Genomic DNA, 11,490 nt, shown 5'->3' on the forward strand with positions numbered 1-11,490 from the left:
ATCCCAATGCTTCCGTTTACTGGTTGGCCCGCATGATTGAAGGTGGGGAAGATCCGCTTTTTATTGCCAGAAGATTATTAATCCTCGCATCGGAAGATATAGGAAATGCCAATCCGACCGCCTTGGTTATGGCACAAACATGCTTTCAGGCAGTGCATACCATCGGTTACCCGGAATGCCGTATCATACTGAGTCAGACCGTGACCTACCTGGCTTCCAGTCCGAAAAGCAACGCAGCATACCAGGCCATCAATGAAGCCTTATCTCTGGTCCGTGAAACGGGAGACCTTCCGGTGCCCCTTCACCTTCGCAATGCACCGACCAAACTAATGAAAGAACTCGGATATGGTGCCACATATGACTACGTGCACGACCATCCCTCCCACTTTGCATCACAGGAATACATGCCGGAAGGCATCACAGGAAAAAAACTCTACGATCCGGCATCCACGCCACGTGAGCAGGAATTGAGAGACCGATTGAAGAAATGGTGGCAGGATAAGTATGACTACTAAGTTGTTGTTCCGAAAAAAAGAGCGTCCCTACTTAGCCATAAACTCCATGATACCGGAAAGCAGCATCTGAACTGCCATCGCGGTAAGCACCATACCCATCAGTCGTTCAATCGCGGTAAGGCCTTTATGTCCCAGCCATTTGCTGATCCGGGGCGACAAAAGGATAACGGTGCTGCATGCCACCCAGGCCAGGAACAAAGCCAATAACCATTCCGGCCACCGGTCCGGTTCGCGGTTAAATATCAACATCACCGTTGCCAGCGCTGATGGTCCGGCAACATATGGAACGGCCAGTGGTACAATAAACGGTTCGGTTGGCTGTACTGCGTCGGTCTGCGCAGACTGAGGTGCGGGGAAGATCATCCGGATGGCGATCAACAACAACAACAGACCGCCAGCAATGGTAAGCGACGATTGCGAAATACCCAGCAACTGCAAGATATACTTACCTGCCACCATGAAAACGACCAGAAAAAGCAGCGCAATCAGAAGCTCCCGAATGATCACCTTTTGATGTCGTGCAGGATCAACTTGCTTGAGGGTGCTGACAAAAAAAGTAATGTTCCCGAACGGATCGATCACCAGGATGATCATGACAATGGCGGACAGTAGAGACATACTCGGTAAATAAAGCGGAGGATACGTTTGAAGGATGTCGTTCAAGCAACACCTTAAATGTAGAAAAAAGTAACGGCGAAAAAAAAGCCCTGCATGATTGTGCAGGGCTTTCGATATACTACAAAGAGCTATTACTTATCGGTGAACCCTTTTTCACGGGCTTCCTTCAAGGAGGCAAGGATACCTTTCTTGTTAATGATCCGGAGACCATGAGCGGAAACCTTAAGGGTGATCCATCTTCCTTCTTCCGGTACAAAGAACTTTTTTACCTGAAGATTGGGATGAAAGGTACGCTTGGTTTTGATATTTGAGTGAGACACCTTGTTGCCCACCATTACCTTCTTGCCTGTAATTTCACAAACTCTTGCCATAATTCTAGCCTTTTTAAGGAGTGCAAATGTCAGAATAATTCTCATATTAAACAAATACAAACCCTTACTTCTGATTAAACTAAGACTGCAGAGCCTTTTGCTTCAGAAATAAGTATCCGTAACATGTTCAGGGCAGCCGTAGCAGAAAGTTGAATATTCCGTCCCCTGTGGTCACCAAAACGAAACATCCGGCACTCGGTTTTATGAGGTCCGGACACTGCCACCCAAACCATTCCTACTGGCTTCTCTTCTGTGCCTCCTCCGGGGCCGGCAATACCGGATGTAGCCACTGCATAGTCTGCCTGTAATGCCTTCCGGGCGCCTTCCGCCATTTGCCTGACCACCGGTTCACTCACTGCTCCATGCGCAATCAGGTCTTGAGCCGAAACACCCAGTAGTGACTCCTTGATCTCATTTGAATAGGAAATGATCCCTCCCTTAAAATAATCGGAACTACCTGGTATTCCGGTGATCATATGCCCGATATACCCACCTGTGCAGCTTTCAGCAACAGCCACCGTGGCTTTCTTCTCGAGCAACAACTGTCCGATCACTCCGGGAAGTGTATCTTCCTCATATCCATAAATAAACTTTCCGATGATATCCTTCAGGCTATTGACTTGTTTATCTAACATTGCTGTGGTATCCGCTCCACCACCTCTGGCCGTTAAACGAAGTCTGACCATACCCAAGCCGGGGAGATATGCCAGCTTCACATAATCAGGCAGGGCTTTTTCCCAGTCACGGATCATTTCTTCAAGCGTTGACTCTCCAACACCCACTGTCAGCACGGTCCGATGCTGAATTGAAGGCAAATTGAATCGTTCATTCAGCCAGGGCAAAACGTAGCTTTCCATCATGGCCTTCATTTCATATGGTACACCCGGCATGCTCACGAAGATCTTTCCCCTTTCTTCGAACCACATTCCCGGAGCACTGCCATGGGCGTTTGGCATAGACCTGGCGTTTTCAGGAAGATCGGCCTGCTTAAGGATCACATCCGATAAGGTTCGTCCTCTTTTCCTGCCGTATTCTTTCAACACCTCCAATGCGGTTTCATTGGTTTTAAGGCCCACATTAAAATATCTTGCGAGGGTATCTTTGGTAAGGTCATCGGGGGTTGGTCCGAGGCCACCGGTGATCAATATTACATCTGCACGCTCCTCCGCCTCAGCAAGGGCCTTCAGTATGTGATCCGTGCGATCCCGAACGGACGATATCTGCAGAACACCAATTCCATAACGATTCAGGGCTGATGCCATCCATGCGGAATTCGTATCTATGATCTGACCGATAAGAATCTCATCTCCTATGGTAATGATCTCCACATTCACTTCCTGTTTCATATGGCACTCTTTTTGGTTGCGAAAGTTATATATTATCCCAGATTATGCATTAGGAAGCGCTTTTTGCGCTGAACTATATGTCCCGTACGTACGGGAGGGTTATCCCGCATTAGAAAATCAAGAATTTATTCCGAAGCAATCAATCGGTATCACAGATTTTCTTATGCGTCATGCAATAGTTTTTTTTCTATTGCATGATTTGGGATTATGTTTGTTCCATGATCAATACAACCACTATGATGAAATTTAAATCTGCCGGTGCCGCCATCGTTTGCATGTGTACACTGGCATCTTGCTCAGCACAAATATTAAAGGATCTCGAGAAAACCGCCGGAGATGTCATGCAGGTAGAAAAGCCGCTGACGGAAGGTGAAGTGGCCAGCGGCCTGAAGGAAGCCCTCGAGGTAGGTGCAAAGAATTCAACCAACCTGGTTTCCAAACTGGATGGCTTCAACAAAAACACCAAAATCCGGATCCCCTTCCCCCCGGAAGCTGCAAAAATGGAAGAAAAGCTTCGCGCCATCGGTATGGGCGATCAGGTGGATGAGTTTGTCGTCACCCTGAACCGCGCTGCCGAAGAAGCTTCCAAGAAGGCCACGCCGATATTTGTTGATGCCATCAAACAGATGTCCATCACCGATGCCATGGGTATTTTAAAAGGCAGCAATAACGCCGCCACACAATATCTTCAGGACAAAACCACCGGCTCACTTCACGAAGCCTTCAAGCCGGTTGTGCATGAAGCAACCCAGAGTGTGAACCTCACCAAGTACTGGTCACCACTGATCTCTGCGTACAACAAGATTCCGATGGTTGAAAAAATGAACCCCGACCTGGATCAATACATCACACAAAAAGCAACAGATGGTCTTTTTTTAATGATCGCCGATGAAGAAGCCAAGATCCGTACCGATCCGATGGCGCGTGTAACGGATTTGCTTAAGAGGGTGTTTGCTAATAAATAAACATCAGGATTATAAAACGAAAAGGTCGTCCGGATTTGGGCGACCTTTTTTATTTTACTGTATATCGACTCGGTTAAAAAAAACGATCCGTTGAAGATTATTCAACGGATCGTTTGCCTTATTATATCTTCTTAAACAGAACTAATTCACCGATACCAGTTCCACTTCAAAGATCAGGGTACTTCCGGGTGGGATTACATTAGGGATGCCATTTTCACCGTAGGCCAGTGAAGGAGGTATAAAGAAGATCGCCTTGGAACCCGTTTTTAACAATGTGATGCCTTCATCCCATCCCTTGATCACCTTGCCTTGTCCCAACGGGAAGGAAATCGGCTGGCCGCGATCCACGGACGAATCAAACTTAGAGCCATCTTCCAGGTACCCGGTATAGTGAACACTAACGACTTTTCCTGCGGCAGCCTGATCGCCTTTACCTTCTTCCAGGATCGTGTACTGCAATCCGGATGCGGTGGTTTGCACCTTCTTTTTTGCTCCTTTTATCTTCTTATCAAAGTCGGCCTTTTGCTTTTCCTTTGCCTTTTCCTGGCGCGAAACCAATTCTTTCTGGTAGGTCTCGAATGCTTGCTGATCGCTTTCGAACTTCTCCGCCTTTTTTCCGATCCGCTTAATGATCACCTTTTCCATCACATCACCCTGACGAATGGCATTCACCACTGACATGCCGTGCACCACCCTACCGAACACGCTGTGACGATTGTCAAGATGTGGAGTAGCATTGTGCGTAATAAAGAACTGACTGCCATTGGTACCGGGACCGGCATTGGCCATGGACAACACACCGGGGCCATCGTGTCTTAGCGTTTCATCAAACTCATCGGCGAATTTATAGCCGGGACCGCCCTGTCCGTTGCCCTGTGGGTCACCACCCTGGATCACAAAATTGGGAACAACCCGGTGAAATTTCAATCCATCATAGTAATGCTCACCTGGTTTCTTGGCGGTATTGTTGATGGTTCCTTCGGCAAGACCGACAAAATTCGCCACAGTCATGGGAGTCTTCTCAAATTCCAGTCTGATAACGATGTTGCCTCTGATGGTTTGAATCTCGGCGTATAAGCCATCTTCATTGTACTCGTATTTTCCTGTATCCATAGGTGTGATCTGACTTGTTAGTTGCTGATTATTATTGGCGTTATTGTGTTTCTCCTGAATATCCTGCAGGCATTTGTTAAATGCGGTCTGGTCTGCCGTAAATGCTTTGGCATCTTTACCCACTCTGACGATCCTGACCTCTTCCATCCGATCCCCGACCTGGATCTGGTTCACCACATCCATGCCCTGGATCACATGACCGAACACGCTGTATCTTCCGTCAAGTCTGGTTTGCGGGGATTGGGTGATATAAAACTGACTGCCATTGGTATTGGGACCTGCATTGGCCATGGCCAGTGTTCCGGCTTTGTCATGGGTCAACTCAGGGTTAATCTCATTGGGAAACTGGTAGCCGGGTCCTCCATTGCCATCACCATTCGGGTCACCGCCCTGGATCACAAATCCTGGCTCTACACGATGAAATGTAAGTCCATCGTAGAAATGCTGACCGGCACCTCTTGCCTGGTTGCCAATGGTGCCTTCTGCCAGGCCTACGAAATTGGTCACTGTTAATGGCGCCCGCTTGTAATCAAGTTCGCATACAACGGTTCCTTTTGGGGTTTGTATCTCTGCGTATAGTCCGTCAGGGTACGGGCTGGTGTTGCAGCTCATGGCGACCGACAGCGGAAGCCAGATCAGGCAAAAACCTGCACGTATCCATTTTTTGGAAATGTTCATTGCTGATATGCTTTTATAGTGATAAAATGTACTTCGTCATGATCCCAATTAAATGCTAATATACTTTGATCAATTCTATTTCATAAATAACCGGCGTGACCGGTGGCACGATCTTCTCTGATCCATCCTTGCCATACGCCAGGAATGACGGCAACATCACCTTCATCGTCTCTCCCTGCGACATATAAGTTAGAGCCATCTCAACACCTTTGATCACCTGACCTTCCGTTCCCATAGTAAAATCAAGTCCCTCGCCATTGTTCTTTCGTGAGTTATCAAATTCCTTTCCATTCAGGAAGGTTCCCCTGTAATGTACCACCACACGCTTGCCATAACCCGCACGCTTGCCGGGGACCTTCGTTTTTGAGATCACAAAAAGTCCACCATCGGTTGGCTTAATTTTATATAACAATTGATTCTTTTCCAGGTAGTCCTTCATGGCCTGAACTTCTCTCATGTCGGCATTGTCCAGCCATTCGGCGTACGCCTGTGCATCCTCCATGATTTGTCGCGCCGGGTGTATGGCGGTCAACAGAACATCCACCCTCACATAGGCACCGGAGTCAATAAAATCCGGCAGATTTTCGCCCATAAGTTTTGGGAACAGGGAATCCGCACGCACCTGAAATGCCAGGCTATCTCCTTCCTTCATTGTTCTGAGCCCTTCTTCAAAAGAACCTTCGAAAGCCGGTTCCGAAAGCGTGAATGTGGATTCTCTTTGCAGAAACACACTGTCACTTTGTGTTCGGTAGGTCATGTGAATGGTAATGATATCACCCACACTGGCGGTAGAGTCGCCCTCACCAAGTTTCAGCACTTTAAAGTACAACCCGCTTCCGGTCTCACGAAAGTCCGGAAAAAGTTGTGTTTCCTCTTCCGACCCCGGCCCACACGCATAAAATAAGGAAAGGGCTATAGCGCCCTGTAGCATCCTCCGGGAATTAAAGAATTTCTTCATGCCGACAAAGCTAATTATTTCACCTCAACAATTTCAAGGTCATAAACGAGGGTCGCCCTGGAAGGAATTTTGTTATCATCACCCACGAGACCAAAGGCCAGATGTGAAGGCAGTATCATTTTGACTTTCGTTCCCTTGTTGATCAACTGTACCATCTCCAGCACACCGGATTCAATCTGGTCAGAGCCAACGGCGAAGGTCTTCAGTCCGTCCTTCTCCGAATCGTAGCATACGTTGCCGTTCAAAAGTGTGATGGTATAGGCATAAGTGACACGCTGGCCGTGACGGATGGTATCGCCTTCACCCTCTTTCAGGATCATGTATCGCAACCCTGAACCGGTCTCCTGCATTTCCCATTTGCGCCGGGCGATATAGTGTTCGATCTCATACGCTTCATTGCGGACAAGCATCGTATTTGCTTTCTGGAGTTTGTTCTTGACAACGGAAGGGCGCAGATGTGGTTCCGCAGGTGCATCGCTTTTGCTGTTGCAGGACCACACCAGGATGCCAAGGGCAAACGCTATGTACTTTCCAAATGTCAAGCAGACCAGAGTTTGTCTTTGTAACGCGGCAACAGCTCCGTAAATTTTTTCACCGTTTCTTCCATTGACAATGCGGAAGATCCACCCGCCGCATTGCGGTGTCCTCCACCATCAAAATGATCGCGGGCCATTTCGTTCACCGCAAAATCTCCTTTGGACCGGAATGATAACTTGACCATATTTCCCTTCTCCATGAACAGCGCGCCGAACAGTATGCCTTTGATGGCATATGCGTAGTTTACCAGTCCTTCCGTATCGCCGTTTTCATAATTGAACTCATCCAGCTCAGCCCGTGTCAGGGTGATGTAGGCCGTTTTATACTCCGGCAACACCACCAGCTTATCTTTCAGACTGAAACCCAAAAGGCGGGTCCGGCTTTCGGAATAAGCATCAAAAATCCGCTCATGAATGAGGGTATGCTGCAGACCTGTCTCAAGCAATGCAGCCACCACCCGGTGGGTGGTTGGAGAGGTAGCAGGAAAGCGAAACGAACCCGTATCGGTCATGATGCCGGTATACATGCAGGCCGCCATATCCGTGGTGATTTCCTTTTCTCCACCGAGTCCGCATATCAGGCGGTGAATCAACTCGCAGGTAGACGAGGCTGTGGTATCCCATAACATCAGAGACGCAAAGTCCTTCGGTTCGGGGTGATGATCCACCAACACCTTGACGGCGGAGGCGGCAGTCAGCATATCACACATATCATCGATGCGCTTAGGGTCATTGTAATCCAATGAAAAGATCACGTCGGCCTTTTTCATCAGGCGTTCGGTTTTTGCTTTGGTGCCGTCGTGCATATTATAGACCAGCACCTCTTCATGGCCTTTTAGCCAATGAAGGAAATCCGGATAACCGGTTGGGGTGATCACCGTCACATCATGACCTTTGGATGTGAGGTATTGCCACAATGCAAGGGAAGACCCCATGGCATCTCCATCCGGATGAGTGTGGGTCGTGATGATAATCTTTTGCGGTTTGGCAAGAAGATCTGAAAGTTTGGCGTAATCCATAGCCGCCAAAGTTAGTCAATTCAGCCGGTGGTGGGAGCAGGAAGTTTTGAAAGATATGTTTCCATCAAACCGAGGTATTTGAAAAAATCCGCAAGTGCGGTCTCAGGATTTTCTTCCCGCTGCTGAATTGCCTGCAGCAGATTGACCTTGGCGCGGACATTGGCCCGGTAAGACTTAAAATAGAGGAACAGAGCCTCTGCTTCGGGCAACATGGCAGGAATATATTCAAGATATGTTTTCAGAAAGGCGGAGGAAAGATCATCCCTTCCGTAGGCCTCCATATCCATACAAAAGAACGCCACTTCATTCAGCACATCAATTTGGCGAAAGGCCGGATTGAACTCAATACAATCGAAAATCACAGGATCCTCATAAAGGAAAATATTTCCCGAATGCATGTCGCCGTGAACATCCCGTACCCAGCCGCAATGGTAGCGGTCCCTGATCAATTGATCATGGTTCTCAAGAAAAGACCTTACTTGTTCAAAGCTCGACTCCACCCTATCAAGGGATTCTTCATCAAGCAAACCACCTGCTTTGGATACCGGTTCCTGAAGATTCAGAAACCGTTGCAGCAGCTGGCTTTCTGACGGCGGTTCCGCAATCACTTCTGCTTCACGGTGAAATCGCGCGATCTTTCTGGCAATGGAAGTTACCTGATCTTCCGTCACACGGCCCTCTTTCATCCACTTGACCATCTCAAGTTCGCGCTTCAACGTACGCATCTTCACGGCGTAATCCACCGTCTTTCCATCCTGCGCAACCTCCGAGACGCCCAGATATACATCATTACACAACCTTCTGTTCAGGCGCACTTCTTCTTCACAGAAAAACTTTCTTTTTTCTTTGGTTGAAAAATCAAGGAAAGAAAACGTTACCGGCTTCTTTAATTTATAAGTAAATGAAGGTGTGATAAGCACGATGGACACGTGGGTCTCTTTACGTTCCAAGACATCAGGCAATGAACCTGCAAGAAGTTCTGCTGAAGATATCACCGGAAGTTCGAAGCCTGCACTTTGCAGTTTGCTTATCGCCTCACGTTTCAGATCTTCCACGCTGATGTTGGTTGAGTCCAGCATCACAACTTCATCTTTAGAAAAAGGCACAAGGTCTTTGCGAAGTTTTTTATACACTTCTTCTCCGGCTTCGCTAAACGGTCTGGGGGAACGCACCCTGTCCAACGCCACCGCCTCATCACAATCGATCCATATCTTAAAAAACGGGCGATCGTGGACTTGTTCTTCCAGCAAGCCTCTCATTTCCGGGCTATGAAAACTACCGTCGACAATGGCAACCATTCCTTTTTTCAGGGCTGCATCCATCCTGCGAAACACTTCTTCGTAAACCTGTTTTCGGGAATCGGGGTCATATTTTCCGCGGAGTCCCAGGTCATTCCTGACCATATCCGTGCTGATATGCGCTGCGTGCCATTGATCAGCCAGCGCTTCGGCCAATGCCGATTTTCCCGCGCCGGGTAATCCGGCTATCATCACCACAACAGGTTGATGTTTGGGAATATTCATTGTTTCAAATTTAAACGGATGATATGACCGGGCAAATGACGAGAGTCAATCTCACTGTTGATTCTTTCGAAAAACGTAAACCCCGCCTTCATTCAGGAGTGTTTCCCATTCGGGAGACGCCACATAATCGTCCAGCACTTTCTGCTCCTCTTCTGTGGTCAACGGATACGGCCCACTGTAAATGGTTGTGAGGATGTAGTCCGCATCCTTAATATAAGGAAACAGGTAGAGCTTCTCCCTGAAAGACACGTGAGGGACCAAGGCGTTCTTGGCACATAGGGCGGCATCATCGGGAATGAGTGCAAAGGCACGCTCCATCAGCTCATGGTCGTATTCACATGTATAATGCTCTTTCATGAAAATGTTATGACAGGCTTCGTTGTAGTAGGGATATGCACGGTTGCTGAATATATAAATGGTGCCCCACATGCTCACAACGGCCATAAGCACCCCAAGCGCATTGGCGATGCGGTGGTTGCGCATATTCATCAGCATCAGGGCAAGACATACACTGATAAAAGGAAGAAATTCGGTGCTGTAGTGCCCTTCAATGCTCCAATGCGATTCCACATCGGACCACATTTTCATGCCTAAAATGGGCAAGATCATCAAGAGATAGATGGGTCTGTAAAACAACACCCAGCCGCCTCCCAGAAGCACAGAAATATAAAACTGAGGCTTGACGCCATCCATCACGGGATTGCCCATGTGATTCACAAAAAACAACTTGATCGTGGTGATGGGATATGTGAGCAGGGTTTTCACCACTTCTCCCGGCGTAGCTCCCAGTGATTTATAATAGAAGTGGTAGTAACCCAGATCAGCGGGGAATGTCTCATACGAAGGCATGATCACCTTCATCACAACAACGGTATACACTGTACTGACGCCGGACATCCATAACAAGCGGTTTCTTGCTGCCTTATCATTCCGGTATAATATGGCCATAACGATACAAACCGCGATCATCCACAGGGCCAGGTTTTCTTTGGATATCAGGATCATCCCCAGACAGATTGATGCCCAAAGCCATTTCCTCTGATCCACGTACAGCAATAACCACGGGATGAACATGCTCGCCACCACATTGTCGTGGTAGTCAAACGCAAGGGCAGAATATATTCCAAAGAAGGTCAGAAAATGAAGCATGCAAATCTCCGGTAACCAAGGCCGGTCTGTTTTATGTCTGACATACGCACGCACACCCAGAACACCGAAGAGCACAGACGCAACCTGGAGAATAAGAAGAATCTGAGTTCCTCCCACCCAGTAAAGCGGCGAGAAGAGCATCATATAAAGAGAAAAATGGTCTGCCAGAAAGTTGCTGTAGGTATAGTATTTCAAAGGATGCACATCCGTCTGAAAATGTGCATAACTGTACAGGGCATGGTTAAATATCCCCAGGTCACACCCGAAAGTCCGAAAGTGGTAATGATTCCCAAGAACCTGTAAAAGATACGCAACCGCAAAGACCAGCAGTATCATCCACCAGAGGTGTCGGCTGAGCCATGGTCTTTGTACGTCATTCATGGCTGCAAATATATAAGATGTGATGATTTGGTGATGGGTTATTTGATGATGAGGTGACGGATGATGTGAGGGATCTCCGAGACAACATACCAACCTTTAGCACAACGCCAACATCCTTTGCGGTTGAAATGTTCATCCCACAGACACCCAGTTCAAATCTTCTTTTGTCTATTGTCTGGCTTCTATTATCACTCCCCCATGCGTACACTTCTGCAAGAGATTTGGTGATGTGTGATGTGGTGATGTGTGATTTGGTGATGTGTGATGTGGTGATTTGGTGATGGATGATATGAGATATAAGATGTACGATTTGATGAT

12 protein-coding genes are annotated in these 11,490 nt (G+C 47.7%); 2 read left to right on the forward strand and 10 right to left on the reverse strand.

Features of this window, described 5'->3' with window-relative positions; all coding sequences use genetic code 11:
* A partial coding sequence (locus KDD36_12980; GenBank protein MCB0397562.1) for a replication-associated recombination protein A occupies nt 1-515 on the forward strand: 515 nt, incomplete at its 5' end.
* Between the two features lie 27 nt (nt 516-542).
* On the opposite strand, the gene KDD36_12985 is transcribed toward KDD36_12980, so the two are convergent.
* From KDD36_12985 to KDD36_12995, 3 genes are all read right to left on the reverse strand, one after another.
* Nucleotides 543-1,133, reverse strand: a complete 591-nt coding sequence (locus KDD36_12985; protein ID MCB0397563.1) for an NAAT family transporter — start codon at nt 1,131-1,133, stop codon at nt 543-545.
* Between the two features lie 131 nt (nt 1,134-1,264).
* Nucleotides 1,265-1,504 (reverse strand): 50S ribosomal protein L28, encoded by a 240-nt coding sequence (locus KDD36_12990; GenBank protein MCB0397564.1) that lies wholly within the window; start codon nt 1,502-1,504, stop codon nt 1,265-1,267.
* A 74-nt stretch (nt 1,505-1,578) separates the two neighbouring features.
* Nucleotides 1,579-2,850 (reverse strand): competence/damage-inducible protein A, encoded by a 1,272-nt coding sequence (locus KDD36_12995; GenBank protein ID MCB0397565.1) that lies wholly within the window; start codon nt 2,848-2,850, stop codon nt 1,579-1,581.
* A gap of 236 nt (nt 2,851-3,086) precedes the next feature.
* On the opposite strand from KDD36_12995, the gene KDD36_13000 reads away from it, so the two are divergent.
* Nucleotides 3,087-3,815 carry a DUF4197 domain-containing protein gene (locus tag KDD36_13000; protein ID MCB0397566.1) on the forward strand — a complete coding sequence of 243 codons (729 nt, stop codon included), beginning with the start codon at nt 3,087-3,089 and terminating at the stop codon, nt 3,813-3,815.
* A gap of 141 nt (nt 3,816-3,956) precedes the next feature.
* On the opposite strand, the gene KDD36_13005 is transcribed toward KDD36_13000, so the two are convergent.
* From KDD36_13005 to KDD36_13035, 7 genes are all read right to left on the reverse strand, one after another.
* Entirely contained in the window at nt 3,957-5,606 is a 1,650-nt protein-coding gene (locus tag KDD36_13005) for a peptidylprolyl isomerase (protein ID MCB0397567.1), read from the reverse strand.
* 55 nt (nt 5,607-5,661) lie between these two features.
* Nucleotides 5,662-6,564, reverse strand: a complete 903-nt coding sequence (locus tag KDD36_13010; protein ID MCB0397568.1) for an FKBP-type peptidyl-prolyl cis-trans isomerase — start codon at nt 6,562-6,564, stop codon at nt 5,662-5,664.
* A 14-nt stretch (nt 6,565-6,578) separates the two neighbouring features.
* Nucleotides 6,579-7,106, reverse strand: coding sequence for an FKBP-type peptidyl-prolyl cis-trans isomerase (locus tag KDD36_13015; protein ID MCB0397569.1), 528 nt, complete (start codon nt 7,104-7,106; stop codon nt 6,579-6,581).
* Nucleotides 7,103-8,119 (reverse strand): bifunctional oligoribonuclease/PAP phosphatase NrnA, encoded by a 1,017-nt coding sequence (locus KDD36_13020; protein ID MCB0397570.1) that lies wholly within the window; start codon nt 8,117-8,119, stop codon nt 7,103-7,105. Before KDD36_13020 ends, KDD36_13015 begins: the two co-directional genes overlap by 4 nt.
* A gap of 20 nt (nt 8,120-8,139) precedes the next feature.
* Nucleotides 8,140-9,642, reverse strand: coding sequence for an AAA family ATPase (locus KDD36_13025; GenBank protein MCB0397571.1), 1,503 nt, complete (start codon nt 9,640-9,642; stop codon nt 8,140-8,142).
* 51 nt (nt 9,643-9,693) lie between these two features.
* A complete protein-coding gene (locus tag KDD36_13030; protein ID MCB0397572.1) occupies nt 9,694-11,172 on the reverse strand; it encodes a DUF2079 domain-containing protein in 1,479 nt (492 codons plus the stop codon).
* On the reverse strand, nt 11,165-11,490 hold a 326-nt coding region (locus KDD36_13035; GenBank protein ID MCB0397573.1), incomplete at its 5' end, for a hypothetical protein. The genes KDD36_13030 and KDD36_13035, both read right to left, overlap by 8 nt.

Source organism: Flavobacteriales bacterium (genome assembly GCA_020435415.1).
GTDB lineage: Bacteria > Bacteroidota > Bacteroidia > JACJYZ01 > JACJYZ01 > JACJYZ01.

Excerpts from the sequence above, each read along its gene's own strand:
- KDD36_12995 (MCB0397565.1), bottom strand. The coding sequence starts at position 2,850 with ATGAAACAGGAAGTGAATGTGGAGATCATTACCATAGGAGATGAGATT.
- KDD36_13020 (MCB0397570.1), bottom strand. The coding sequence starts at position 8,119 with ATGGATTACGCCAAACTTTCAGATCTTCTTGCCAAACCGCAAAAGATT.
- KDD36_12985 (MCB0397563.1), bottom strand. The coding sequence starts at position 1,133 with ATGTCTCTACTGTCCGCCATTGTCATGATCATCCTGGTGATCGATCCG.
- KDD36_12990 (MCB0397564.1), bottom strand. The coding sequence starts at position 1,504 with ATGGCAAGAGTTTGTGAAATTACAGGCAAGAAGGTAATGGTGGGCAAC.
- KDD36_13010 (MCB0397568.1), bottom strand. The coding sequence starts at position 6,564 with ATGAAGAAATTCTTTAATTCCCGGAGGATGCTACAGGGCGCTATAGCC.
- KDD36_13025 (MCB0397571.1), bottom strand. The coding sequence starts at position 9,642 with ATGAATATTCCCAAACATCAACCTGTTGTGGTGATGATAGCCGGATTA.
- KDD36_13030 (MCB0397572.1), bottom strand. The coding sequence starts at position 11,172 with ATGAATGACGTACAAAGACCATGGCTCAGCCGACACCTCTGGTGGATG.
- KDD36_13000 (MCB0397566.1), top strand. The coding sequence starts at position 3,087 with ATGATGAAATTTAAATCTGCCGGTGCCGCCATCGTTTGCATGTGTACA.
- KDD36_13005 (MCB0397567.1), bottom strand. The coding sequence starts at position 5,606 with ATGAACATTTCCAAAAAATGGATACGTGCAGGTTTTTGCCTGATCTGG.